Here is a 26,875-nt window from a genome sequence, read left to right as displayed (position 1 = left end):
CAATTGAATGGAGTGGATTAGATGAAGAAAATTCTTGTTGCCAATCGTGGAGAAATCGCGATTCGTGTCTTCCGCGCATGTGCGGAGTTAGGAATCAAAACAGTCGGTATTTATGCTGCGGAGGATGAATACTCCGTCCATCGCTTTAAAGCAGATGAAGCGTATTTAGTAGGGAAAGGCAAACGGCCGATTGATGCGTATTTAGACATTGAAGATATTATTCGCACAGCGAAAAAAGCCGGGGCCGAAGGGATTCATCCAGGGTACGGCTTTTTATCAGAAAACCTGAGCTTTGCGCAGCGCTGTGAAGAAGAAGGTTTGATTTTCATCGGACCATCCACTCACCACTTAGATATTTTTGGCGACAAGATCAAAGCAAAAGCAGCGGCGATCGATGCGGGAATTCAATCGATTCCCGGATCTGACGGTCCAGTAGCATCGATTGACGACGTTTTAGCATTCGCCGACGAACATGACTATCCGATCATGATCAAAGCAGCCCTTGGCGGTGGTGGTCGAGGTATGCGTGTCGCTCATGATGAAAAAGAAGCACGTGATGGCTACGAACGCGCCAAAAGTGAAGCGAAAGCGGCTTTTGGTAGTGATGAAGTTTATGTTGAAAAATATATTAGTAATCCAAAACATATTGAAGTCCAAATTCTAGGGGACAAGCACGGAAATGTCGTCCATCTATTTGAACGTGACTGCTCCGTTCAGCGCCGTCACCAAAAGGTAGTCGAAGTGGCACCATGTGTGTCAATGACGGCTGAACAGCGGGAAAAAATTTGTCAAGCTGCTGTTCAACTGATGAAGCATGTTGGCTATATCAATGCCGGAACAGTGGAATTTTTAGTTGAAGGCGACAAATTTTACTTTATCGAAGTAAACCCTCGGGTCCAAGTGGAACATACAATCACTGAAATGATCACCAATTTAGATATCGTGACGACACAAATACTAATTGCACAAGGCAAAGACTTGCATAAAGAAATCGGGATTCCTGAACAAAAAGACATTCGCTTTGAGGGTGTTGCGATTCAATGTCGGGTGACAACGGAAGATCCAGCCAATAATTTTATGCCAGATACTGGTAAGATCGATACTTACCGTTCTCCAGGTGGATTTGGGGTTCGTTTGGATGTCGGAAATGCTTACGCCGGTGCGGTGGTAACCCCTTATTTCGACTCGCTGCTTGTAAAAGTCTGTACACATGCGGCAACCTTTGATCAAGCGATTCAAAAAATGATGCGCTGTCTGAAAGAATTCCGAGTACGTGGTGTAAAAACAAACATTCTCTTTATGCGTAATGTTGTTTCTCATCCAGCCTTTCGTTCAGGTGAAGCCAAAACCACCTTTATCGACAATACGCCAGAACTATTCAATTTCCCTCGGATTCGTGACCGTGGAAACAAAACCATGAAGTATATCGGTGAAATCACCATCAATGGATTCCCGGGAATCGAAAAACAAAAGAAACCTTTCTACAATGAACCACGGATGCCACAACACATCCAAGCAACGCCTGATTTTGTCAGCGCCAAAAATATTTTAGATACGAAAGGTGCCGAGGGAGTTGTTGAGTGGATCGGTCAACAAAAGAACGTCTTGCTGACGGATACAACCTTCCGAGATGCCCATCAAAGCTTGTTAGCAACACGTGTAAGAACCCATGACTTTAAGAAAATTGCCGCGTTGACGGAAGCTGGCCTGCCGCAATTGTTCTCAAGTGAGATGTGGGGTGGAGCAACGTTCGACGTTGCCTACCGTTTCTTAACAGAAGATCCATGGGAAAGATTGCGGATGTTCCGGAAAAAAATGCCGAATACCTTGTTGCAAATGTTGTTTAGAGGCTCCAATGCTGTGGGATATTCCAATTATCCAGACAATGTATTGGAAGAATTCATCAAAGAATCTGCAGCGCAAGGAATTGATGTGTTCCGAATCTTTGATAGTTTGAACTGGGTTCCACAAATGGAGAAAAGTATTCAAGCCGTTCGCGATACAGGAAAAATCGCAGAAGCAACGATTTGTTATACCGGGGATATCAATGATCCGACCCGTCAAAAATATTCAGTACAATACTACAAAGATATGGCGAAAGAATTGCAAAACCTTGGTGCCCATATCATTGCTATCAAGGATATGGCTGGATTATTAAAACCGCAAGCAGCTTATCGTTTGATCAGTGAGCTAAAGGATACGATCGATGTGCCGATTCATCTGCATACCCATGATACCAGTGGAAATGGGATCATTACTTACTCAGCAGCTACTAAAGCCGGTGTTGACATCGTGGATGTCGCTATGTCAGCGGTCAGTGGAGCAACGAGTCAACCAAGTATGAGTAGTTTGTATTATGCACTATTGAACGGCGAACGCTGCCCAGAAATCAATGTAGACAACATCCAACAGTTGAACCACTACTGGGAAGATGTCCGCATGTACTATCATTCCTTTGAAAATGGCTTGAACGCACCTCAAACAGAAGTGTACAAGCATGAAATGCCGGGGGGACAATATACCAACCTCCAGCAGCAAGCCAAAGCCGTTGGTTTAGGCGAAAAATGGGATGAAATCAAAGAAATGTATCATGAAGTCAATATGATGTTTGGAGATATCGTAAAAGTGACACCTTCTTCGAAAGTCGTTGGTGACATGGCACTCTTTATGGTACAAAATGGCTTGTCAGAAAAAGATATTTTTGAAAAAGGCGATACATTGAGCTTCCCAGAATCAGTGATCACCTTCTTCCAAGGCGAGTTAGGTCAGCCAGTTGGTGGTTTCCCGAAAGAATTGCAACGCATTATCTTAAAAGGACGCCCAGCCTTTACAGAACGTCCCGGAACATTTGCGAAGCCAGTTGATTTTGCTGAAGTGAAGCAAGAACTAGCGGAGAAAATCGGCTATGAACCAAAACATGAAGAAGTCTTAAGCTACTTGATGTATCCGCAAGTCTTCCTTGACTATCGAAAAGCTTATGATCAGTTTGCCGATGTGAAAGTCCTTGATACGCCAACTTTCTTTAACGGCATGCGCTTAGGTGAAACGATCAATGTTGAATTAGAAAAAGGCAAAATCTTGATTATTCGTCTCGATGAGATCGGTGAGGCAGACATTGAAGGCAACCGGACCCTCTTCTTTAACTTGAACGGGCAACGTCGAGAAATCGTCGTTAAGGACAACTCTATCATCAGCTCTGTTCAAACAAAACGTAAAGCAGAGCCAACGAATAAAGAACAGATCGGTGCTTCCATGAGTGGCTCAGTCTTAGAAGTATTAGTCAAAAAAGGCGACCGAGTGGCACGTGGACAGACCTTGATGGTCACGGAAGCAATGAAGATGGAAACTTCTGTCGAAGCTCGCTTCTCAGGTGTGGTTGAACATGTGTATGTAACCAATGGTGAACCAATTCAGTCAGGAGACCTTTTGATTGAAGTCAAAGAGAAGTAAGGAGTCGATCCACAGATGAAGCGGAGAGGATTATTGTTTTGCGGCTTATTTGTCCTGGCCCTAATAATCGTGTATTTGCAGCCAGTATTCATGCAAAACGCTTCAGATTCAAGAATGACGATCGAAAACCCAATCAAAGCGCCAACAACCATGAATTACGAACCGATCGCAGCCCAAGGGTTAGCTGAAATGATTGGGGAGCCTGTTTCGGATTTTGAAGAAGTCTATGGTCTTCCCATTCAAACCTATCGCTCGGGCTACGAGTTTGAAATTCGGGTCTACAATCAATTAGACGATCAACAGTATGTTGAGATCAATACCGATGGTGAAAGTGTGCAAGCAATCAAAGTTATCGGCGCCGGGGGCTCTTCCCTGGCACCTTTTACGATGGGCATGACCTTGACTGACTTGACGGAGTTGACCATGATTTATCCTAACTTTACCTTGACACAAAATGATCGTGCGATCAGTTTCGAATTGATGGAAGAAGATATGAACTATCGTCCATTAGTGGCTTTTGACAACGGGACTTTTGCTGTTTTGTTCTTCGATCAGGAGACTGCCCAACTGCAAGCCGTTACTTACTTGGATCAGACCACGCTACTTAAACTGGCACCTTATCCCTTGACGGAAGGACAGCGACCGCTGTTTCAAGTTTCGCAAACAATTGACCAAGCCCAAGCCAACCTTGAAAAAGAGACCCTGGCGTTTGTTATCATCGATAAAATTCGCCAGCAAATCGGCTTAAAAAGCTTCTCACAGGATACCCAAACACATCAAGAAGCAGCTGGACTTTTATTTGATTTGACGAATAATCTATCAGACTATTTGACTTCTCAACGAATCCATTCTTATCAACGCGCTCTTTCTTCAGAAAAAACGAGTAATTTTGTTTTAACGAACGACGAGTGGCGAGAGTTGTTGGCGGATAAGGAATTGGAAGCATCTGCTTCGATCTTCGAAGCGCCTGTTTACGATCCGACTTTTACGATTTTGTCTTGGTTCAGTAACCCAAGATTTGCTGAACGTCTGACCTATGAACAATCAGAAAAGATAGGAATTGCTTTTTCTGAAGCAAATATGGTAGTCTTAGTGCAAGAAGATGTGGAAGGGACCGAGGATAGTACGTCAGATGATTTACGATGAAGCATTTTTCGAGATTGAAGATCAAATCGATTCACTTGTGATGGCGATCAAAGCAAGTGAAACGTGTAGAACCTATCAAAAAGCGAAAACAATTATGCATCAAGATCCTGTTGTTCAGGAATTGATGCGATCGTTTTTAGAAAAGAAGCTGGATTTTGAAAGAATTGAAGCTTACGGTGAGTATGCGCCTGATTTCAAAGAAAAAAAACGGGCGTTGCGCACAGCCAAGCGGCAGTTGGATCTTAATGAACAAGTAAGTGAGTATCGCTGGAGTGAAACACAACTACAGCGTTTGCTGGATGAACTGACTGTGGCGATCTCTACTTGTTTTTCTCCCTCTGTCAAAGTGGACGCTGGGAGTCCCTTTTTTCAATCAAAATCAAGTTGTGGAGGAAATTGTCATGCACGAGGATAAAGAGCCTTTTACGATGCAAAAGCGTCGAGGATTGATCGTATGGGTTTACAGCCTACGCCAACTAAAAAATTTGCGTCGTTTTGGTTTTGTTCATTATGTATCACGTAAGACGAAATACGTGGTCATGTATTTGAACGAAGAAGAATACGAAAGCAAAAAAGCAAAAATCGAGCAGTTTCACTTTGTTCGACAAGTTGAAGCTTCCTATCGACCAGATGTCGAAATGGATTTTGCTGAAAAAATTGGTACTTCAGCAGCCTATCCAGTGAAAGATGAAGGGTTTGATATCGAAGAAAAAAATACGATGATTCGATTGGCAGAAAACGTGTAATAAAAAAGTGGGGGTGCCTTGAGTCACCGCCATTTTTTTATTGCTATTTATAGAAACAGTGCTATATTTGTATTTACGAAGATCTTGGAGGGAAAAAAGCATGCGTGTAGTAGCCGGAGAATATGGTGGCCGCAGATTAAAAAGTCTCGCTGGAGACAACACTCGCCCCACGACAGACAAAGTAAAAGGGGCGATTTTTAACATGTTAGGGCAATATTTAGATGGAGGTGTTGTACTGGATTTATTCAGCGGAAGCGGGGGCTTAGCTATCGAAGCGATCTCTCGGGGAGCTGATCATGCGGTTTGTGTCGACCGTAGTTTTCCAGCAACCAAAGTGATCCGCGAAAATATTGCTATAACCAAAGAACCCGAAAAGTTCACGGTGTTAAAAATGGATGCGAATCAAGCTTTACGGCAGTTTGCAGCTGAGGGACAAAGTTTTGATTATTTGTTTTTAGACCCGCCATACGCAAAGCAAGAGATTCTGCAACAGTTAGAAGCTATGCTGAAGGATGAAATGATTCGCCCGTCTGCATACGTAGTTTGCGAAACAGACAAGTCTATCGACTTACCAGAACAAATCGGCTCGTTGCATTTGGTCCGTGCCCAAACCTATGGCATATCGGCCGTGACGATCTATAGAAATGAGGGATAACGTGAAAAAGATTGCTTTATTTCCAGGGAGTTTTGACCCATTGACGTCCGGTCATGTCGATCTGATCGAGCGAGGAGCCACGCTTTTCGATGAATTGATCGTCGGCGTTTTTACAAACACCAATAAAAAAAGTTTTTTACGAGTGAAGAAAAAGTTCAGTTGATCGAAGAAGCCCTCGCCCATATTCCTAACGTCAAGATTCTGGCACAAGAAACGGAGCTGACGGTTACGATCGCAAAAAAACTAGGTGCTCAGTTTCTGCTAAGAGGCATTCGCAGTGTGAAAGACTATGAATATGAGCGGGACATCATGGAGATGAACCATCACCTAGAACCCTCATTAGAGACCGTTTTTCTTTTAGCAGACGCAAAACACAGTTTCATCAGTTCCAGTTTGTTGAAAGAAATCTTAACCTTTAACGGCGATGTTGCCGAGTATTTACCTCAAAATATCTACGATGCTATAGTAAAGAAGCGTGATACCAATGAATCTTAAATCAACGATCAAATATCTTCTTCTGTTTGTTTTAGCGCTGATCATCGCAGCTTGTGCTTTTTTGCCGATTCCCTATTATATCGAGCAACCAGGAGCAACGATCGATTTAAAAGAGCTGATTACCGTCAATCAAAAAGAAGACACCTCAGCCGGCTCCTTTTCTTTGACCAGTGTTGGGATTCGACAAGCTACCGTGTTCACAGCGATTGGAACGAAATTCAATGAATTCCAAGACTTGATCAGTGAGGAAGAACTTTTAGGCGGTGCGACAGATGAGGAGTACAACCGCATTCAACGTTACTATATGGAATCCTCGCAAAATAGTGCGATTGAGCAAGCATTAAAGCTGGCAGACTTACCTTATGAAATGACCTATAAAGGGGTCTATGTCATGGGGATCGATCCAAATTCCAGCTTTGCTGGGAAAATATCCGTTGGAGATACCGTCACCGCAGTCAACGGTAAAGAATTTAAAAGCAGTCAAGATTTTATCGACTACGTCCAAAGTCAAACCATTGGTGATGAAATCACCGTGACTTACTTGCAAGATGGCGAAGAAAAAGAAGCAACGGGCAAACTAATTGAACTGGAGAGCAATCAAAAAGCTGGTATCGGCATCTCCCTCGTCGATCATACAGAGATCACTTCTGATGAAGAGATCGTGATCGATTCTGGCAATATCGGAGGACCTTCCGCTGGTTTGATGTTCACCCTTGAAATTTATGAACAGTTGACCGGAGATAACCTACGTAAAGGCCACAACATAGCTGGGACAGGAACGATCTCAGCTGACGGAACCGTTGGTCGAATCGGTGGGATCGATAAAAAAGTAGCGAGTGCCAGTGAAAGTGGTGCAGAAATCTTCTTTGCCCCAGATGATGAGATCACTGACGAAGAGCGTGAAATAGATCCTTCCATCAAAACAAATTATGAAGAGGCAGTGGCAGCAGCGAAAAAGTTAGACACGGATATGAAAATCGTTCCGATCGCCAATGTCCAAGATGCCTTGGATTATCTAGCAACACTAAAAGAAGCAAATTAAAACGGCACTCGCCGTTTTTTTTATTGTCTAAAGAATACAGTAGGCTCAAAGAAAAGGTTATGCTATACTTTTAGATAAGGAGTGTGAATCTAGTGGAATTAAAAAGACAACAACCGATCGTTGAAGCATATCATTTCGATATGAAACCGAAAGACAAAGAAATGGAAACCAAATTGAATGTCGGCTTTGCGCCGTTAAAAGTCAAAGATGAAGAATATATGGAAAAAATAGTATTATTGGCGCTCGGCTAGAATTCCAATTGGTGTTCCCTGATTATGTTTTGTCAGGACGTGTCGGACAGGTCAATCATATTTTGAATCGTAAAGTCAATTCCGGAGAAGATCTAACAAAAGCCGAAACTGACCGCTTGGTGGAACCATTGTTTGATATCATCAAACGCTTGACTTATGAAGTGACAGAGATCGTAACCGACAAACCAGGTTTACAATTGAACTTTAATACCAATTCGAATGCTGCGCAAGAAGCGAAGGAAGAAGACAAATAACGAGAAAGAGGAGGGATGCCCATTGTTTTCCAATCAAATGCAAGTGATGCTATACGTCGATGATGTGACGAAAGCAGTTGAGTTTTGGCAAGAACTAGGGTTTGCGATCATTGAACAACAAACCGTTGATGGAACATCCGTCGTCGAAATCGCGCCATCAAAAGAGGCAGAGGCTCATTTTGTCTTATATGACCGTGAGTTCATCGAAACGCACTCACCTGAAGTCGCATTAAATTCCCCATCGATCATGTTTTTTGCAGAAGATATTACGACACTTTATAAGAAGCTTATAGAGATGGAAGCAGAAGTCGGTGAATTGATTCAGATGGAAGAACAGCTGGTTTTCAATTTTGCCGATCCGGATGGCAATTATTTTGCTGTTTCAGGAAAATAGGTTTTACCGATCGTAATCAATCATTCGTCTTTATGAACCCGACTCTATGCTGTCGAACCGTTCAAGACGAATGATTGTTTTTTGATTTTAATGCAAGACATTTTGCAGCCAAAGGGCTAAAATTGATAATAAGAGACTCAATTGCCTTTAAGGAGGGAATGACTATGCAAAACTATCTTTATGCAATCAGTGATATTCATGGAATGGCCGATCTTTTTAAAAGTCTTCTTGCGGAATATGATCCTAAAATCCATCAGTTGCTTTTGATTGGTGATCTAAATGACCGAGGACCAAAGTCCAAAGAGTGTTTAATGCTCGGAAAGAAATTAGTTGAAGAACATCAAGCGATTTATTTACGTGGCAATCATGAAGAGTATTTTCTGCAATTTCTAAATGCCCCAGAGGATTGGTTCGCCGCCTACGTACGCAATGGCGGCAAAGAAACGATTGAAAGTCTTTTACATTCAGGAGCTACTGAAGAGTATTCTCCAACGGAAATTGCCTTGATGATCCGAAGTAGATATGGAGACTTAATAGAGTTTTTGATGGAGCGGCCGCTTTATTACGAATGGGGGAAGTATCTTTTTGTCCATGCGGGCGTGGATTTAAGTAAAAAAGATTGGCGGAAGACCGCCGACCACGATTTTATCTGGATTCGCGAGCCATTTCATAAAGGAAAAAACCGTACAGGAAAAACGATCGTTTTTGGTCATACCATCACGCCAATGCTGCATGGAGATATGCAGACGACGGATCTTTGGCAACAAGATGACAAAATCGGCATCGATGGCGGGGCAGTATTTGGTGGATCGGTGCATGGTGTGATTTTTGATGAGAAAGGGATCGTTCAGGATATCGAATACCAAAATTTAGCAGGCCCTTGGCAACCAGACTTTTAAAAGTCTTTTTTGTAAAGTCAAAAGCAGCCATAACAAGAGTCGTGAAAGCAACGTTGTTTTCGTGCAATCTTGTTCGCTCAATGGCTGTCTTTTTTATGTTAAAATAGCAAAAGCAACAAAGGAAAGGTGAGAACAAATGGCAGAAATGAATCAAGAGGTACTTGATTTAGTGAAACAAGAATTGACCGCTTTTACCCAAAAACAAATCAGTACGGTGTTGCAGTTATTGCAAGAAGGAAATACCGTCCCCTTTATTGCCCGCTACCGTAAAGAAATGACGAATGGACTTGACGAAGTTCAGATTCGAGAAATCGAAGAGCGATACCAGTACTTAGAAAACTTAGAGAAGCGCAAGCAAGAGGTTTTGCGTTTGATAGAAGAACAAGAAAAGCTAACGCCTGAACTATCTCAGGCGATTTTAGCTGCGACAAAAATGCAGGCCGTCGAGGACCTGTATCGTCCTTATAAACAAAAACGACGCACCAAAGCGACGATCGCTAAAGAAAACGGCTTGGAACCATTTGCTCAGTGGCTGTTAAGCTTTCCAAAAACAGGTGACGTACAAGAAAAAGCGGCCGAATTTATGAGTGATGCTGTTCCTACTGTAGAAGATGCCTTAGCAGGCGCGCACGAGATCATTGCAGAAGGCGTTGGTGACACTGCAGAGTTTCGTAGTTGGATCCGTAGCTATTACACAAACAAGGGGCTGTATCAAAGCACGGTCAAAAATGCTGAAAAAGATGAAAAAGGCGTTTACGAAATGTATTACGATTTCCAGCATCCTATCAATAAGATGGTATCCCACCGAATTTTAGCCACCAATCGTGGGGAACAAGAAGACATCTTGAAGGTCGCACTTGTGGCAGATGAAGAAAAAATCATGGATTACCTACGGCGTAAACTGATTACAAATAGTGATTCACCCGCAGCCAGTTTTGTTGAAGTTGCAGCTGCTGATGCGCTGAAACGTTTTATTTCACCAGCCATCGAACGAGAGATCCGCAACGAATTGACAGAAAAAGCCGACGAACAAGCCATTGCGATTTTTGGCGAAAATCTTCGCAATCTGTTGCTGCAGCCGCCACTAAAGGGCAAAGTCGTTTTAGGTTTTGATCCAGCGTATCGTACAGGCTGTAAACTAGCAGTCATTGATGAGACAGGAAAAGTACTAGCGATCGAAGTGATCTATCCTCATAAACCAGCGCCTATGAATAAGCGAGAAGCGGCTGGACCAGCGTTTCGTCGCTTATTGCAAACCTATAAAGTCGAGATGGTCGCAATCGGTAATGGGACGGCGAGCCGGGAGTCAGAGCAATTCGTCGCTGAACAATTAAAATTGATCGATCAAGAAGTATATTATGTGATCGTGAATGAGGCAGGGGCTTCTGTTTATTCGGCCAGTCCGATCGCCCGGCAAGAATTCCCTGATCTGCAAGTGGAAGAACGCAGCGCCATCAGTATTGGTCGCCGTCTACAAGATCCGCTGGCAGAATTAGTCAAAATTGATCCACAATCGGTGGGCGTCGGGCAATATCAGCATGACGTCTCGCAAAAACGCTTAGCCGAACAATTGGATTTTGTCGTTGAAACAGTCGTCAACCAAGTAGGCGTTGATGTCAATACCGCAAGTGCGGCACTCTTACAGCACGTGGCTGGTCTAAATAAAACGACCGCTCAAAATATTGTGACTTATCGAGAAGAAAACGGGGTATTTACGCAGCGCAATCAACTGAAAAAAGTCCCTCGCTTAGGGCCAAAGGCCTATGAACAGGCGATCGGTTTTATGCGGATTCCTGGTGGAAAAGTCATTTTGGATAATACCGGGATCCATCCAGAAAGTTATGACACTGCTAAAGAAATTTTGGCGATCGCCGGCATTTCTTTAGCGGAACTAGGGAAAGAACAAATGGAAGAAAATAAAGCGAAGCTTGCCCAACTGCGCCCAGCAGAGCTTTCTGCAAAATTGTCAGTCGGGAAAGAAACCATCACGGACATCTTAAAGGCATTAATGCAGCCTGGGCGCGATATGCGAGATGAAATGCCAGCCCCATTATTGCGTAAAGATGTGTTGAGTATGGAAGATCTTAAACCGGGAATGGAACTGAAAGGAACGGTTCGAAATGTGATCGACTTTGGTGCCTTCGTCGATATCGGTGTCAAACAAGATGGACTGGTCCATTTGTCGAAGCTAAGCCGTTCGTTTGTAAAACATCCGAAAGATGTTGTTTCCGTCGGTGATGTCGTAACCGTTTGGATCGAGCAAGTAGATGTTAAAAAAGGCCGTATCAGTTTAACCATGGTCGATCCAGGAAATGCTAAATGACCCAACAAGAATTGCAGCGTTTGGTAGAAGAGCTGTCGCTGTCTGTTTTCAATAAACCATTCACGCATCGAGCGGTGTTTAATTCTCGCTTAAAAACAACAGGTGGCCGTTACCATCTAAGTGATCATCACTTGGATTTCAATCCAGCCATGCTCACAGAACACGGGATGGAGGTTTTTATCGGCATTATCAAGCATGAATTGTGTCACTATCATTTGCATTTAGCAGGTCTTGGTCACCGTCACCAAGACCCTGCCTTCAAGGCATTGCTGGCAAGAACGGGAGGCTTGCGATATGCACCTCCTGCCAAAAGGACAGCGAAACATCGCTATCAATGCCAAAATTGCGGCTGTGTGATTCGGCGGCAGCGACGTGTGGATATCAAAAAATATGTTTGTGGAAAATGTCGCGGACGTTTGCTAGAAATAGGAAATGATGAGAAAAGTCAAGTCGAAAAATAAAACTCGTTGCTATTTTTTTCATTTTGTATGATAATGTAGGTCGTGTGACAACCTGATATTTGTCAATACACGCGTTTTTTTACGACGCGGATTTGAGAAAAGAGGATTATAATAATGGAAAATCAAAACAAAATACATCATTTTGTTGGAATCAAAGGTTCCGGTATGAGTTCATTGGCTTTGATTCTGCACGAAAAAGGCTACCAAGTACAAGGCTCTGATGTGGAAGAATATTTCTTCACTCAACGTGATCTAGAAAAAGCAGCGATCAAATTGTTGCCTTTCGATAAAGCAAACATTCAACCAGAAATGGTCATTATCCAAGGAAATGCTTTCCCTGATACCCACGAAGAAATCGTACGAGCCAAAGAACTTGGCTTAGAAGTTACTCGTTATCATGACTTTATCGGCCAATTCATTCAGCCCTATACGAGTATTGCTGTGACGGGCTCTCACGGGAAAACCAGTACGACAGGCTTGCTTTCTCATGTCTTAAGCGGCATCCGTCCCACAAGTTTCTTGATTGGCGATGGTACCGGTCATGGGGAACCCGATGCGGAATTCTTCTCGTTTGAAGCCTGTGAATACCGTCGTCATTTCTTAGCCTATTCACCGGATTATGCAATTATGACCAACATCGATTTTGATCATCCAGACTACTTCCACTCGATTGAAGATGTCTTCTCAGCCTTTCAATCGATGGCAAATCAAGTGAAAAAAGGCATTTTTGCTTTTGGGGATGATGAATACTTGCGTAAACTTGAAGCAGATGTCCCAATCTACTATTACGGCGTCAACGATAACGACGATGTGCAAGCTAAAAACATTGAACGCACCACCCAAGGTTCAGAGTTCGACGTCTTTATCCATGGTGAAAATATTGGCCATTTTGTCTTGCCAGCTTTTGGTCAACATAACATCAACAACGCACTCAGTGTGATCGCTGTTGCTTACAAAGAAGGATTGGACATGAAAGAAGTTGCTGCGGAGATGATTTCATTTCCTGGAGTGAAACGTCGCTTCAGTGAAAAAATTGTAGCGGATATGACGATCGTAGACGATTACGCCCATCATCCTGCAGAAATCAAAGCAACGATCGATGGCGCTCGCCAAAAATATCCAGAGAAAGAAATAATTGCTGTCTTCCAACCGCATACCTTTACTCGTACGATCGCTTTAATGGATGAATTTGCGGAAGCCTTGGATCTTGCAGACCATGTCTATCTATGTGACATTTTTGGATCTGCTCGTGAATCACGAGGAGATGTTAAAATTGAAGATCTAGGCAATAAAATTCAAAAAGGCGGAACTGTGATCAAAGAAGAGAACGTATCTCCGCTATTGGATCATCAAAATGCTGTCGTGATTTTCATGGGAGCAGGCGATGTGCAAAAATTTGAAACAGCCTATGAAAAACTATTAAGCAATACAACTCGTAACGTATTGTAATCAAAGACTCTTGTGGCGTGTTTGCTGCAAGAGTTTTTTTACCTTTGAAGTTTTTGCAAAAGCAGCACCGCGAACTTGCACTTTTGTCGGCATCTGATAGAATATACTCAGATGAAACTATTCTTTTTGGAGGAATTAAATTTTGAATATAGGGAAACCGCGAAAAATAGGAAAAAGTATTGAAGATATCGAGGAAGGCGATTCGTTATCCTTAACAGAATCGATCGAAGACAATCAACTGTTGTTATATTTAGGGCTTACTAATGATGCAAATCCTTTGTATATACAACATGACTACACGCAAAAAACTGAGTATCAGCGTCCCATCGTGCCATCCATCATGTTGATGGGGATCATCACTAGTGCCGTATCGAAACATTTGCCTGGTCCTGGCTCTCATGTAGTCAATTTTTCGGTAAACTTTATTGAACCTGTATATCATTATGAAACGTTGACCTTTGAATTCGAAGTGATCAAAGTGGATAAAATGAAAGACGTGGTAACTATTTCGGTTGAAGCGATCAACACAGAAGATCATCGTATTTTAGATGCTGTGGTCATGGTCCAGCCGCCAAAAACAGTAGCAGAAAATGAGGAGGAAGAACAAGATGAATAATTTAAACAATGAAACTGTCCAAGCCCAAGGCTTAAATCGCTTTTATTCAAAAGTGTATTTATTCTTCGGCGTTGGGCTTGCGATCAGTGCGATCTCGGCCTATATTTTTGGGGAAGTCTTCAAAGCGCAAACCCTGCAATTTATCGACAATTTTCCGCTAGGATTTACCGGTCTTTGGATCTTACAGATCATTCTAGTTATTGTATTAGGTGTGAAGGCGCAGAAAAATCCGTCCTTGACCGTTGCTGGCTTTTTAGTCTATTCGCTCTTGAATGGATTGACCTTGTCTGTGACACTGATGATCTATGACTTTGGATCGATCGTGGGGGCATTTGTTTCCGCAGCTGTCACTTTTGGTGTCATGTCAGCATTTGGGATCATGACCAAACGTGATCTAAGTGTGGTTGGACGTATCGGCTATGGTCTGTTGATCGGGATCATCATCTCGACGCTCTTGAATGTATTTATTTTACGCAGTCAACCGGTTGATTTCTTTTTATCGATCGTGACCGTCTTTGTCTTTATGGGAATCACCGCTTATGACAATCAACAAATCCGCAATGTATACTTCGCAACGAATGGTGGCGCAAATACTGGAGTGGCCGTTTTCATGGCACTACAACTGTATTTAGATTTTATCAACTTATTCCTTGCGTTATTGCGAATATTTGGAAAAAACAACTAAAAAAAAAGTGCGAGAGGAACTCGCTTTTTTTTGTATAAAATGAGAGAGAAAACAAAGCAATTCATCGCTTTTGTGCCCGTTCTTTGATAGAATAAAGAGGAACTTTTTGAGAAAAGGAGTAATCAAATGCCAAAAAATAAATTACTACTCGTTGATGGGAATAGTGTGGCTTTCCGTGCGTTTTTTGCGTTGCATAATTCATTAGAACGGTTTAAAAATGCCAATGGGCTGCACACAAATGCCATCTATGCGTTTCATACTATGTTTGAAAATGTGATGGCAAAAGAACAGCCAACACATGTTTTAGTGGCTTTTGATGCTGGAAAAACCACCTTCAGGACAGCGATGTATGAAGATTATAAAGGTGGACGTTCAAAAACCCCTGGGGAATTTAAAGAACAAATGCCTTACATTCGCGAATTGATCAACGCGTTAGGTGTTCAATACTACGAATTAGATAACTATGAAGCCGATGATATCATTGGCACATTGGCAAATAAAGTCGATAAAGAGCTATTTGATGTCGTCGTTTTATCTGGCGATCGCGATTTGACCCAGCTGGCAACGGAGCACGTGAAAGTTGACATTACGGTCAAAGGAGTTAGCGAAATTGAAAGTTATACGCCCGCTCATGTGGCTGAAAAATATGACGGCCTAACGCCCTTACAAATCATCGACATGAAAGGACTAGCTGGCGATGCTTCCGATAATATTCCCGGCGTCACCAAAATTGGTGAGAAGACAGCCATCAAGCTATTGAAAGAATATGGCTCTGTTGAGGGGATCTATGAACACATCGATGAAATGAAAAAAAGCAAGATGAAAGAAAACTTGATCAATGATCGTGAGATCGCCTTTCTTTCAAAACAATTAGCAACCATCGATGTGGATGCGCCCATTGAGGTCGATGTCGACAAACTCAAATATGAAGGCAAAGATTTAGAGAAATTGGTGCCATTCTACCAAGAAATGAACTTTAATAGCTTCTTAGATAAGCTGCAGATTACAGCTGAACCAGTTGAGATGGAAGACATTTTGTTTTCGGTCGTTGAAGAAGTAACGGAGGATATGTTCCAGGGAGACACAGCATTGTATGTCGAGATGATGGGGGATAACTATCATTTGGAAGACATCGTCGGTGTTGCTTGGGGCAATCAAGAAAAAATTTATGTCAGCAATCGTGAAGAATTGTTTGAAAGTCCAGTCTTTACCGATTGGTTAAAAGACGAGAAACGTAAAAAATTCGTCTATGATGCCAAACGCACGTACGTGGCGTTAAACCGGTACACGACAGCACCAAAAGGAATCGCTTTTGATGTTTTATTGGCAGCTTATCTTTTAGACACGAATGATACGAATAATGACATCGCAGGTGTTGCCGCTCACTATGGCTATGATGCGATCCAATCGGATGAAGCGATTTATGGAAAAGGCGCGAAAAAAGGGCTGCCGGCGGATGAGGAAGACTTCTTTGCTCATTTAGCCCGTAAAGTAGCGGCGATTACAAACCTAACCCCAAAACTTACAGAAGAATTGGCAGCGAAGAATCAAACAGCGCTATTTGAAGAAATGGAATTGCCTTTATCAATGATTTTAGCTGAGATGGAGATCACTGGAATCAAAGTTGATGCGTCTCGCTTGCATCAGATGAAGGGCGAATTTGCGCAACGGTTGCATGAAATTGAAGAAAAAATCTATGCCGAAGCTGGTGAAACCTTCAACTTAAACTCACCAAAACAATTGGGTGTGATTTTATTTGAAAAAATGGGCTTACCAGTTATCAAAAAAACCAAAACTGGCTATTCGACCGCAGTCGATGTGTTAGAACAACTAAAAGAGCAAGCACCGATCGTTGAAGACATTTTGACTTATCGTCAAATCGCTAAGATCCAATCAACCTATGTAGAAGGTTTATTAAAAGTGATCCAAGGAGATGGCAAAGTCCATACACGATATGTGCAAACCTTGACCCAAACTGGTCGTTTAAGTTCTGTCGATCCAAACTTACAAAATATTCCGATTCGTTTAGAAGAAGGTCGAAAGATCCGCGAAGCCTTTGTGCCACGCGAAGCTGATTGGGTGATCTATTCTTCTGACTACTCTCAAATCGAATTACGGGTGTTGGCACATATTTCAGATGATACCCATTTGAAAGAAGCCTTTATCGAAGGTCAAGATATCCACTCAAGCACAGCGATGCGAGTCTTTGGTATCGAAAAAGCAGAAGATGTGACACCAAATATGCGTCGTCAAGCCAAAGCAGTCAACTTCGGTATCGTTTATGGTATTTCTGATTATGGCTTATCCCAGAATCTAGGAATCACCAGAAAAGCCGCCCAACAATACATCGATACGTATTTTGAAAAGTATCCTGGGGTGAAAACGTATATGGAGGATGTCGTTCGTGAGGCGAAGGACAAAGGGTACGTTGAAACCTTGTATCATCGCCGTCGTTACCTACCTGATATCAATTCGCGCAATTTCAATATTCGAACTTTTGCCGAAAGAACTGCCATCAATACACCGATTCAAGGCAGTGCGGCGGATATCTTAAAAATTGCCATGATCGATCTGGCGAAACGTTTGAAAGAAGAAAAATTAGCAGCAACGATGCTGCTGCAAGTACACGATGAATTAGTCTTTGAAGTACCTGAATCTGAATTGCCTCGTCTTGACGCTTTAGTGAAAGAAGTGATGGAGCAAGCCGTTGCATTGCATGTCCCTTTACTGACAGACAGCAATTGGGGCAAAACATGGTACGATGCTAAATAAATGAGGTGAACAGAGGTGCCGGAATTACCAGAAGTTGAAACGGTCCGTAAAGGACTTGAAAAACTTGTTTTGAATAAAACGATCGAATCGGTCGAGATCCTGTGGCCGCGAATCATCGAAAGTCCTGAAGTGCCGATCTTTTCGGCGCTTTTGAAAGGGCAACGCTTTGAAAAATTCGAACGACGCGGAAAGTTTCTGATTTTTAAATTGATAGATTATGATTTGATCTCACATTTGCGAATGGAAGGCAAGTATGAATATTTTGAGTCAGAACCAATTGTTGATAAACATACACATGTCATTTTCCATTTTACAGATGGCAGTCAGTTAAATTATCATGATGTAAGAAAATTTGGTCGTATGACCTTAGTGGATAAAGACCAAAGCGCAGCCTATAAAGGGATCATGCAATTAGGTCCTGAGCCTAAGCCTGAGTTGTTTTTATTAGAAGCATTTGAACAAGGATTGAAGCGGTCTAAAAAAGCCATCAAACCGTTATTGCTTGACCAAAAGCTCGTTACTGGTTTGGGCAATATTTATGTAGATGAGGCGCTGTGGCAAGCGAAAATCCATCCAGAGCAACCAGCGGATTCATTAATGCCAACTGAAGTAGATGTGCTGCATGAAGCAATTATCGATGTCTTAGAACGAGCTGTTGAAGCAGGCGGAACCACCATTCGTACCTATCTCAATGCACTAGGAGAAGCCGGGAAATTCCAAATGTCATTAAATGTCTATGGCCAGACGGGCAATCCTTGTGGCAGATGCGGTACACCAATCGTCAAGATCAAAGTTGCCCAACGGGGGACACATTTTTGTCCTCAGTGCCAAAAATTGCATGTGAGGTCCAGCAAATGAGTTTTGTCTTAGGAGTCACGGGGGGGATTGCCACCGGAAAAAGTACCGCAGTCGCGCATTTTCGATCACTGGGTTTACCGATTATTGATGCCGATATCATCGCAAGAGAAGTCGTTGAACCGAATACGGAGGGCTTGCAGGCGGTGACGCAAGCCTTTGGTCCGCAGATTTTGACCGATGATGGACACCTAGATCGGCAAACCCTTGGTGCTTTGATTTTTAACGATCCAGAGAAACGCCGGATACTGAATCAGACGTTATCTCCTTTTATTCGACAAGAGATTTTGTCTCAGATCGAAGAAAAAAAGCAGGAAGTGCCATTGTTGATCGTTGACATTCCTTTGCTTTATGAAGCCGACTATGACCAATACATGGATCAAACCGCAGTCATTTATGTGCCAGAAGCCATTCAAAAAGAGCGGTTGATGGCACGCAATCAGTTGACTGAGCAAGAAGCGCAACAACGAATCGACAGTCAGCTGTCAATTGAGAAAAAGAAACAACGGGCCGATATTGTCTTTGACAATCAAGGAACGATCGCCCAACTCAATCAGCAGATCGATGATTGGTTTGCATCTATAAACAAATAGGTAAAGCAGCAGGTTCCCTTTCACCAAAGGAAACCTGCTGTCTTTTTTTGTACAACAGCAAATCTTCGTAATCCTACAAAGAACTATCGTTTCTGAAAAAAGTTGACTTGTGGCAAAAATCATTGTGTGTCTAATGTTTACCATGCATTGATGCGTACCTCTTACTTGGGTGTCACAATGATTCGGTCACCTGTGAAGGGGTGAAGAAGGATCGGCTGATCATAAAAAGTAGTGAGAACCTCCTCAGTAAAAATGGCCTCTCGTTTACCTGCAGCATGGACCTTGCCGTTTTTTAGCATCAGCAAATGAGTGAAAATCGGTAGCAACTCTTCTGTATGATGGGTAACGTAAAGAATGGTGGGTGTATTTGTCAGCTTTGAAAAAGCCTCCAATCGTGCTAACAGTTCTTCTCGCGCAAATAAATCAAGACCCGTACAAGGTTCGTCCAAAATCAGGATCTCTGGTTGTGCCATCATGGCACGTGCAATCATGACAAATTGTTTTTCTCCTTGAGAAAGGACGTGATAGGAACGATGGATCAGATGAGTCAGACCCAAGTCAGCCAAAAGCGCTTTTGCTTGGTCTAATTGGTTTTCATCATAAGTTTCATAAAGACCAATACTGGAATAAAGCCCAGATAGAACGATCTCTTCAGTAAGATCTCGTCCATAAAATTTATTTTGTAAAGCGGAACTAACCCAACCGATGCGCCGTTGAAGATCCGGGACAGATGTTTTGCCATATCGTTCACCTAGGACTGTTCGTTGACCAGAAGAAGGCCATAAGTTTCCTGTTATCAGTTGCAATAGTAAGCTTTTGCCTGCGCCATTCAGGCCTAAAATCGCCCAATGTTCATTTTTTTTCACTTGCCAATTGATAGTTTCTAATAAAAATTGCTGGTTGCGAATGAATGAAACCTGTTGAAAATCAAGGACTGTCATCGATAATTGAACCTAATTAGGTTCTTCACCTCCATTTATAAGAATATTCAGAAAATAATACCTGCTATTATAACACATCCTTCCAAATTTCGCTGGTCGGTTGGTATCGCATTCATATCTTTTGTCAGAATTCAGAATGCTTGTTATGATGAAACTATACAGGAGGGATGAAAACTATGGGTACTTTTAAAGACGAAAAAGATGTGATCGTTGGCAAGGCTAAAGAAAAAATCGGTGAATGGACCAATAATGAAGAACTTGCCCATTCTGGGAAAGAACAAGCACACGAAGGACAGATCAAGAAAGAGCACGATCAAAAAAGAGTCAACGAATTAGAAGATCAAAATGACGAGCGCGATGCCCGCAATGATCGAACTACCCCAGAAAATGTCAGCAGTGAAGAATTGTTGCGAGCTGAAAATCCTGATGCCAATAAAATTTCTTCTGCCGATCGTCGAGATGCAGACCAGCTGAAACATTATACTGGAATTGAAGATAAATTATAACTGAACACGGATGCCTTCGTCTTCTAGACGAGGCATTTTTTTGTTAACCAGAGTGGATGAAGAGTCAAGAGACTACTGCTCAGTTGACAATTGCTCAACATCTCATTATAATCCATTAAGATCGCATAGCGAGAAGCAAAGAAATTGGGAGGTGGTCATCAAATGCTAATTTATGCATTGTGTACGACTGTCAAGAAAGTAGAACAGCCGCGAGAATAAATGAGAAAATAGAAAGAAGGCTTTTCAATGATTGAACCTTACCAATTTCACGCGATTAAACACCAAGTGTACCAATTAGTCCGAACCTATCAATCGGTCAATGACCCTCGAACGATCAAAACGGTCGAATCGATGACCAAAGATGCAATTGAACAATTTTTTCCTGAAGAAGAAACCGCACCCCGAGCCATTTTAACTGCTTTCTTCCAACCAGGAATGACGATCAGCCGGAGTAACGAGCTGTTAGCTGAACTTAAAGAATACGTTCGCCCCTTTCAGGTGCCGACAACGAAGCAAATTGAAAAAATGTTTCGGAAAGTAAAAAAACTGAAAGTACCTGATTTTGCTTCCGTGGATTTGAAGGAAACCACTTATCTTGCCTGGGATGATATCGGTAGTCAAAGTAAGTTTATGATCATAGCCACTGAACAAGGGTTTACAGGGCTTCACGGTCATGTGTCAACGGAAGTCAAAAAAGGAATTTGTCCCTTGTGCCAGCAGGAAGGAAATGTGTCAATGTTTCTTTCTTTGACCAAGAGCAACGGCGATGGGACGTATACGAAACGCGGAAATTATATTTGCCGTGATAGTCAACAGTGTAATCAGCAGTTGGAGCAGCCGGAGAATTTGCATGAGTTTGTTTCTTTGCTGCAAATGAAAGATAAATAACGAAATGAAACGGCAGAAAGATTTCTGTCGTTTTTTTACATTGAAAAAAACAACAGTTATAACATTATTTAAATTTTGTATTAAATGAACAGAATAAACCACTTTGGCTATTGTACCAATGGATTTCATGTTATAATTAATCATAGAAATCGATGACTTTACGTGAAAACGTAAGCGCATAAGAGAGAAAATGAGGTGGAACTATGCAATGTCCAAAATGTCATCATAACAATTCGAGGGTAGTTGATAGTCGACAAGCCGATGATGGACGTGTGATTCGCCGTCGTCGTGAATGCGAAAATTGCGGCTATCGCTTTACAACATTTGAACGTATTGAAGAGGCACCCCTTCTTGTAATCAAGAAAAATGGTGCCCGTGAAGAATTTAACCGAGAAAAAATTTTACGGGGCTTGATTCGTTCTGCTGAAAAACGACCAGTGACAATGGATCAGATGGAAACGATCGTCGATCATGTTGAAAGCCGTGTTCGTGCTCTTGGAGAAAACGAAATTTCAACTACGCAAATTGGTGAATATGTGATGGAAGATTTAGTTGATTTAGATGAGATCGCGTATATTCGTTTCGCCAGTGTGTATCGGCAATTTAAAGACATGTCAGTTTTCTTAAAAGAACTGCAAGACATTGTCGAGAAAGCGAAAGAACCACAAGAATAGAGGGGGACAGCAAGTGGGCAATAGTTTACCGAATCAAACGTACAAAGTGTTTAAAAGCCGTCCACTTACAACGGAAGGAAAAGACGCCCTCATTTATTTGTATCAACCAATTATTGAAAGTGATGCTTTAGCATTGTATTTGACACTCGCAAGTGATGTCCAAGCCCAAACCTTTTATGGTGAGGAGGCGATAACGACGGTGCATTTAGATATCTTGAATGCCATGAATGCCGGAATGCCTCGCTTCATAAAAGCCAAGCAAAACTTAGAGGGCATCGGCTTGCTAAAGTCGTATGAGAAAGCAGATGCTCAAAACGGGTGCTCGTATCTGTATTGGTTGCAAGAACCGGTTCATCCAGCAGCGTTTTTTCAAGATGAATTGTATGCTTATCTTTTGTTGGAAAGAGTCGGGGAGCGTAAATTTAATCAACTGGTCAAGCTGTATCAACCAAAACAATGTTCTTTAACCGATTATCAGGAAGTGACTCAATCCTTCTCAGCCGCTTATGGGTTAAATACCGCTCGTTTTGCTTCCCAGGAAGAAACGCTACAGGCAGTCAGTGATTCTTTTCAGGAAACCAATGCGAACTTGGTGCTTGACGAAAAGCAGTTGGATTGGGACTTTCTTTTATATGAAGCGCAGCGCCGGTATATCCGTGCCGCTAATTTCACGCCAAGTTTTCGACAAAAGTTAGTTCTATACCATTCTTTATACGGCTATGATGTGTTGGAATTGTTGGATTTGATGGCGGACAATGTTTCTTTGACAACAGGCGAGATCGATCAGAAGAAGCTGGAGCAAGCGATCATGAAAAAATCGCGGCAGACCTTCACGAAAACAACAAAAAGGGAAGATCCTCAAGCAGAAAGCCAATTACGCCGCTTCAATACACTAAAGCAGAATGGTTTTTCAGAAAATGATGTATTATTGATTCAAGAAAGTGAAAACAATGCGCCAATCGCCTTTTTAAAAGCGATCAAAGCGGAGAAAAACAGTTTTATGACAGATTCAGAACAATGGTTGATCAAAAGCCTTGTCGAACGATCACCATTGCCGAATAGTGTGATCAATGTTTTGGTTCATTACGTTTTGGTAGTCCAAAACAACGCCGCTTTGTCAGGAAATTATGTGAATAATATTGCCGCTCAGTGGTCAGAATTAAAAATCGGTACGGCAGAAGATGCGATCAAACATGTCCGGAGTCTTGTTCGAAGTGCCAAGGAAAAGCGCAGCCGACCACAAACCAACGGAAAAAAAATCATTCGCGAAGAAAAGCTGCCTTCTTGGGCTGAAAAACCAGTGGAAGAGACAGCATTAACACCAGAGCGACAAGCAGAATTAGATAAAAAACTGCAAAACTACTTGCATAAGAAAGCTGGTGACAAGTAATGGAAGATGTAGGGAAAAACTTAGGAAAACTATTGGATAAACGCAATTACCGTGATCAGTTTTCAGCAATGATGGCAGAGGTTTTACAAGATCCTGATGTTAAAGCGTTTATTGCCGAAAATGAAGAGGTATTGACCGAAGCAGATATTCAAAAAAGCTATGCGAAACTGTATGAGTTCGTCCAAGAAAAGCGGAAATTCCGCATCAATGATCCATCCATGATCGCACCGGGCTATGAGCCGCGCTTAGCGTTAAATTTTCATTTTATTGACGTCACCTATGTACCAACGAAAGAACTACTGGCATATCAGAAACAAGAAGAGATCCGCAGTCGCATCAAAGCGATGGATATGCCTAAAGATATACAAGAAGCAAGTTTTGCAGATTATCAGCAAACGCCTGGCCGAATGGAGGCCATCGCAGCTGCCGTTGATTTTATTAGTGAGTTGACAGCCAATCCACAGGAGTTTCATAAAGGACTGTACTTTGTGGGGAGTTTTGGGATCGGAAAAACCTATCTGCTTGGCGCGATCGCCAGAGATTTAGCGGAGGCAGGCTATACGACGACATTGGTTCACTTCCCGACATTTGCAGTAGAGATGAAACAAGCAATCGGCAAAGATCAGGTGGGGGATAAGCTGAATGCAGTGAAAAAAGCCCCCATTTTGATGATGGATGATATCGGTGCGGATGCGATGAGTAGTTGGATTCGTGATGAAGTCTTCGGTGTGATTCTGCAATACCGAATGCAAGAGCAACTCCCGACGTTCTTCACCTCGAATTTTACCATGCATGAGTTGGAACAGCATCTTTCGGTAACGCAACGCGGCGAATCCGAACCATTGAAAGCCAAACGTATTATGGAGCGTATTCGTTACTTGACACAAGAGATCCAAATGACGGGCAAAAATCGACGAAATGATGCCTAAAAAATGACTATTACTGGAGGAAGAAGATGATGAAAAAACAACTGATTCTAGGCTTGTCCTTAGCAACAGTGCTGCTTTTAACGGCTTGTGGCAGTCCCGAAAACAACAATGCATCAAGTGGCGATAACACGCCTTCTGAATCAAGTGAGAATGCTAGTTCCGTTGCCAATAATTCTTCAGAGAGCGAAACAGCGACGGTTTTTACTGGTATTATCCAAGAAGATGCCCAAGCAGGTTCGGATGATACCTTTCAATTATTTTTGAAAGACGTAGCGGCTGTTGAAGATGAGGATCAAGTCGTCCAAAGTTTTCAAAATGATGGGGTCATTCTCCATGTCCCAGTCGAGGCCTATTCAGGAGAGATCGAGGAGTTAGTTGAAGGAGACAAGGTCCAAGTGTCGCTGCAAGGCGTCCCGATCATGACGATGTCGATCCCACCGCAAATTCCCGGCAACTCGATTCAAAAGGTTGAATTAGTGAAGGATTAATGCAATGTGCGCCTTGGCAATGGCACCACAGTCAAGACGCACATTTTTTTCTATTTTTGGAAAGCGTGTTATACTACGAAAGAAGGAGTGACAATATGAACGAACATGCATTATCGGATCGTTTGGCTTGCGTGGGCGAACAAATTCCCGACCAAGCACGTATCGCCGACATCGGCTCCGACCATGCTTATTTACCTGTGGCATTAATGCTGCAGAACAAAATCACTTATGCTGTAGCTGGAGAAGTCGTTCAAGGACCTTATGATTCTGCCAGTAAACAAGTACGTAAAAACGGGCTCACAGAGAAGATCGTGGTGCGCTTAGCAGACGGATTGGACGCTATTCAGCCAGCAGATGAGATCGACACGGTTGTTGTTGCTGGAATGGGCGGCACACTGATACGTTCGATTTTAGAAGAAGGAAGCCGGAAAAATCGCTTAGCGGGGGTCAAACGTTTGGTCTTACAACCGAATGTTGGCGAAAGGACCTTGCGGGAATGGCTTGTTGATCACAATTTTACGATCATTCATGAAGTGCTGTTAGAAGAAAATGATAAAAATTATGAAATCATCGTTGCGGAAACTGGAAAAGCGACGTACACGACCCAGCAATTATTTTTTGGTCCTTTTTTATTAAAAGAAAAAAATCCAGTTTTCCTAAAAAAATGGCAGCATGAATTGAAGCAGCGTCAACGAGTGGTCAAAGAGTTAGAGAAAGCCAAAGAACCACCTGCTGAGAAAATGAATGAATTGAAGGAACAAATCGAATGGGTCAAGGAGGTGTTGGCATGATTTCTGGTCAAGAATTTATCAAACGCTTTGAAGCATACTGCCCGTTATGGTTGGCAGAAGAAGGCGATCCTGTTGGTCTACATGTTGGCACATTAAACAAACCGCTCGAGCGAGTCATGATGACTCTTGATGTACGTCCAGAAGTGGTGGCAGAAGCCATCGAGAAAAAGATCGACTTGATCATTGCCAAACACCCACCGATCTTTCGGCCTTTGAACCGCTTGCTGACAGATGATCCGCAACAAAAGATGTTGATGGATCTCGTCAAGCATGATATCGCCGTTTACGCTGCCCACACCAATATGGATATTATTGAAGATGGTTTGAACGATTGGTTTTGTGAACTATTAGAAGTTGAACCCGACACGTATTTGAAGCAAACCCATCAAGTAAAAATGAAGAAACTAGCTGTTTTTACCCCTGTTGAATCGGCACCAGCGTTACGAAAGGCATTAGGTAAAGCTGGCGCCGGTCAGCAAGGCAATTATCAAAATACCAGCTATTCCTTGATTGGCACCGGTCGCTTTACGCCGCAACAAGCTGCTCATCCAGCGATTGGTGAGATTGGAAAAGAAGAACAGGTGCAAGAAGCGAAAATCGAAGTCATTTTTCCAGAAACGATCGAGAAAAAGGTGCTTTCGGCAATGATCGCCGCGCATCCATATGAAGAGCCGGCTTATGATCTGTATGCCTTAGACAATTTGCCGAAGACTTATGGGATCGGGCGGGTTGGTAACCTTGCTGAACCTCTTTCCCTTGATCAGTTTGTTGCACGTGTCAAAGAATGCTTTGGTTTGTCTGCTTTACGCCTCGTCAGCTTTCCTGATGCACCTGGAAAAATTCAGCGAATCGCCATTTGCGGCGGCAGTGGCCAATCGTTTTATTCGGATGCCTTACGCCATCAAGCGGATGTCTACATCACTGGCGATATCAGTTACCATTTCGCCCATGACATGCAAGCCAATGGGTTGATCGGGATCGATCCAGGGCACAACATCGAAAAGGAATGTATTCCTCGGTTTATTGAGAAATTCAACCAGTGGAAAGCAGAAGAGAACTGGGCTGTGACCTTTGTTCCTTCCACCACTTCAACAAATCCATTTGACTATAGATAGGAGAATTATTTATGTACGAAAATTTATTGCCTCGCTTTTTGAACTATGTAAAAACAGAAACCCGTTC

The 26,875-nt window shown here is 42.5% G+C and carries 25 protein-coding genes and 2 pseudogenes; 26 read left to right on the top strand and 1 reads right to left on the bottom strand.

Going from position 1 to position 26,875, the window contains the following annotated elements; translation table 11 throughout:
* Nucleotides 1-21 precede the first annotated feature (21 nt).
* From FJU10_RS00135 to coaE, 18 genes and pseudogenes are all read left to right on the top strand, one after another.
* Nucleotides 22-3,450, top strand: a complete 3,429-nt coding sequence (locus FJU10_RS00135; protein ID WP_140964804.1) for a pyruvate carboxylase — start codon at nt 22-24, stop codon at nt 3,448-3,450.
* 15 nt (nt 3,451-3,465) lie between these two features.
* The gene (locus FJU10_RS00130; RefSeq protein WP_140964802.1) at nt 3,466-4,596 is read left to right on the top strand and encodes a CAP-associated domain-containing protein; all 1,131 of its coding nucleotides are present in this window, start codon (nt 3,466-3,468) and stop codon (nt 4,594-4,596) included.
* On the top strand, nt 4,583-5,011 hold the full coding sequence (locus FJU10_RS00125; protein WP_140964800.1) for a YlbF family regulator: 429 nt from the start codon (nt 4,583-4,585) through the stop codon (nt 5,009-5,011). Before FJU10_RS00130 ends, FJU10_RS00125 begins: the two co-directional genes overlap by 14 nt.
* Nucleotides 4,998-5,342 (top strand): YlbG family protein, encoded by a 345-nt coding sequence (locus FJU10_RS00120; RefSeq protein ID WP_140964798.1) that lies wholly within the window; start codon nt 4,998-5,000, stop codon nt 5,340-5,342. Before FJU10_RS00125 ends, FJU10_RS00120 begins: the two co-directional genes overlap by 14 nt.
* A gap of 100 nt (nt 5,343-5,442) precedes the next feature.
* Nucleotides 5,443-5,997 (top strand): 16S rRNA (guanine(966)-N(2))-methyltransferase RsmD, encoded by a 555-nt coding sequence (gene rsmD, locus FJU10_RS00115; protein ID WP_140964796.1) that lies wholly within the window; start codon nt 5,443-5,445, stop codon nt 5,995-5,997.
* Between the two features lies 1 nt (nt 5,998).
* Nucleotides 5,999-6,492: pseudogene (gene coaD / locus FJU10_RS00110) on the top strand (pantetheine-phosphate adenylyltransferase).
* Complete coding sequence (locus tag FJU10_RS00105) at nt 6,482-7,534, top strand: SepM family pheromone-processing serine protease (protein ID WP_077454533.1); 1,053 nt, start codon at nt 6,482-6,484, stop codon at nt 7,532-7,534. Before coaD ends, FJU10_RS00105 begins: the two are co-directional and overlap by 11 nt.
* 92 nt (nt 7,535-7,626) lie before the next feature.
* A pseudogene (locus FJU10_RS00100) lies at nt 7,627-8,039 on the top strand (DUF1149 family protein).
* 22 nt (nt 8,040-8,061) lie between these two features.
* Nucleotides 8,062-8,433, top strand: a complete 372-nt coding sequence (locus tag FJU10_RS00095; protein WP_140964794.1) for a VOC family protein — start codon at nt 8,062-8,064, stop codon at nt 8,431-8,433.
* A gap of 164 nt (nt 8,434-8,597) precedes the next feature.
* A complete protein-coding gene (locus FJU10_RS00090; protein ID WP_077454530.1) occupies nt 8,598-9,332 on the top strand; it encodes a metallophosphoesterase family protein in 735 nt (244 codons plus the stop codon).
* Between the two features lie 136 nt (nt 9,333-9,468).
* Nucleotides 9,469-11,655, top strand: coding sequence for a Tex family protein (locus FJU10_RS00085; RefSeq protein ID WP_140964793.1), 2,187 nt, complete (start codon nt 9,469-9,471; stop codon nt 11,653-11,655).
* Entirely contained in the window at nt 11,652-12,116 is a 465-nt protein-coding gene (locus tag FJU10_RS00080; protein ID WP_077454528.1) for a SprT family protein, read from the top strand. The genes FJU10_RS00085 and FJU10_RS00080 overlap by 4 nt, the downstream gene beginning before the upstream one ends.
* 114 nt (nt 12,117-12,230) lie before the next feature.
* Entirely contained in the window at nt 12,231-13,565 is a 1,335-nt protein-coding gene (gene murC, locus FJU10_RS00075; RefSeq protein ID WP_077454527.1) for a UDP-N-acetylmuramate--L-alanine ligase, read from the top strand.
* 142 nt (nt 13,566-13,707) lie between these two features.
* Nucleotides 13,708-14,181, top strand: coding sequence for a MaoC family dehydratase (locus FJU10_RS00070; protein ID WP_086292319.1), 474 nt, complete (start codon nt 13,708-13,710; stop codon nt 14,179-14,181).
* A complete protein-coding gene (locus FJU10_RS00065; protein WP_005235771.1) occupies nt 14,174-14,866 on the top strand; it encodes a Bax inhibitor-1/YccA family protein in 693 nt (230 codons plus the stop codon). Before FJU10_RS00070 ends, FJU10_RS00065 begins: the two co-directional genes overlap by 8 nt.
* A 126-nt stretch (nt 14,867-14,992) precedes the next feature.
* Complete coding sequence (gene polA / locus FJU10_RS00060; protein ID WP_086292321.1) at nt 14,993-17,638, top strand: DNA polymerase I; 2,646 nt, start codon at nt 14,993-14,995, stop codon at nt 17,636-17,638.
* Between the two features lie 15 nt (nt 17,639-17,653).
* Nucleotides 17,654-18,496 (top strand): DNA-formamidopyrimidine glycosylase, encoded by an 843-nt coding sequence (gene mutM / locus FJU10_RS00055; protein WP_140964792.1) that lies wholly within the window; start codon nt 17,654-17,656, stop codon nt 18,494-18,496.
* The gene (gene coaE, locus FJU10_RS00050) at nt 18,493-19,086 is read left to right on the top strand and encodes a dephospho-CoA kinase (protein ID WP_086292322.1); all 594 of its coding nucleotides are present in this window, start codon (nt 18,493-18,495) and stop codon (nt 19,084-19,086) included. Before mutM ends, coaE begins: the two co-directional genes overlap by 4 nt.
* Nucleotides 19,087-19,247: 161 nt before the next feature.
* Here coaE and FJU10_RS00045 read toward each other — a convergent pair whose 3' ends face one another.
* The gene (locus tag FJU10_RS00045) at nt 19,248-20,027 is read right to left on the bottom strand and encodes an ABC transporter ATP-binding protein (RefSeq protein ID WP_140964791.1); all 780 of its coding nucleotides are present in this window, start codon (nt 20,025-20,027) and stop codon (nt 19,248-19,250) included.
* 176 nt (nt 20,028-20,203) lie between these two features.
* Here FJU10_RS00045 and FJU10_RS00040 point away from each other — a divergent pair, with 176 nt between their 5' ends.
* The 8 genes from FJU10_RS00040 to FJU10_RS00005 all read left to right on the top strand — a co-directional run bounded on the left by FJU10_RS00040 (nt 20,204) and on the right by FJU10_RS00005 (nt 26,808).
* Nucleotides 20,204-20,533 carry a hypothetical protein gene (locus FJU10_RS00040; RefSeq protein WP_008380072.1) on the top strand — a complete coding sequence of 110 codons (330 nt, stop codon included), beginning with the start codon at nt 20,204-20,206 and terminating at the stop codon, nt 20,531-20,533.
* Between the two features lie 246 nt (nt 20,534-20,779).
* The gene (locus tag FJU10_RS00035) at nt 20,780-21,421 is read left to right on the top strand and encodes a FusB/FusC family EF-G-binding protein (RefSeq protein ID WP_086292325.1); all 642 of its coding nucleotides are present in this window, start codon (nt 20,780-20,782) and stop codon (nt 21,419-21,421) included.
* A gap of 203 nt (nt 21,422-21,624) precedes the next feature.
* Complete coding sequence (gene nrdR, locus FJU10_RS00030; protein WP_005226004.1) at nt 21,625-22,095, top strand: transcriptional regulator NrdR; 471 nt, start codon at nt 21,625-21,627, stop codon at nt 22,093-22,095.
* A 13-nt stretch (nt 22,096-22,108) separates the two neighbouring features.
* A complete protein-coding gene (locus FJU10_RS00025) occupies nt 22,109-23,485 on the top strand; it encodes a replication initiation and membrane attachment family protein (RefSeq protein WP_140964790.1) in 1,377 nt (458 codons plus the stop codon).
* On the top strand, nt 23,485-24,414 hold the full coding sequence (gene dnaI, locus FJU10_RS00020) for a primosomal protein DnaI (RefSeq protein ID WP_005226006.1): 930 nt from the start codon (nt 23,485-23,487) through the stop codon (nt 24,412-24,414). The genes FJU10_RS00025 and dnaI overlap by 1 nt, the downstream gene beginning before the upstream one ends.
* A 26-nt stretch (nt 24,415-24,440) precedes the next feature.
* Complete coding sequence (locus FJU10_RS00015) at nt 24,441-24,902, top strand: hypothetical protein (RefSeq protein ID WP_140964789.1); 462 nt, start codon at nt 24,441-24,443, stop codon at nt 24,900-24,902.
* A 95-nt stretch (nt 24,903-24,997) separates the two neighbouring features.
* Nucleotides 24,998-25,693 carry a tRNA (adenine(22)-N(1))-methyltransferase gene (locus FJU10_RS00010; protein ID WP_140964788.1) on the top strand — a complete coding sequence of 232 codons (696 nt, stop codon included), beginning with the start codon at nt 24,998-25,000 and terminating at the stop codon, nt 25,691-25,693.
* On the top strand, nt 25,690-26,808 hold the full coding sequence (locus tag FJU10_RS00005; protein ID WP_223272932.1) for a Nif3-like dinuclear metal center hexameric protein: 1,119 nt from the start codon (nt 25,690-25,692) through the stop codon (nt 26,806-26,808). The genes FJU10_RS00010 and FJU10_RS00005 overlap by 4 nt, the downstream gene beginning before the upstream one ends.
* Nucleotides 26,809-26,875 lie beyond the last annotated feature (67 nt).

Origin of the sequence: Enterococcus sp. OL5 (assembly GCF_006491895.1) — a bacterium.
Lineage (GTDB): Bacteria > Bacillota > Bacilli > Lactobacillales > Enterococcaceae > Enterococcus_D > Enterococcus_D innesii.
This window is presented reverse-complemented; position numbering and strand designations above follow the sequence as displayed.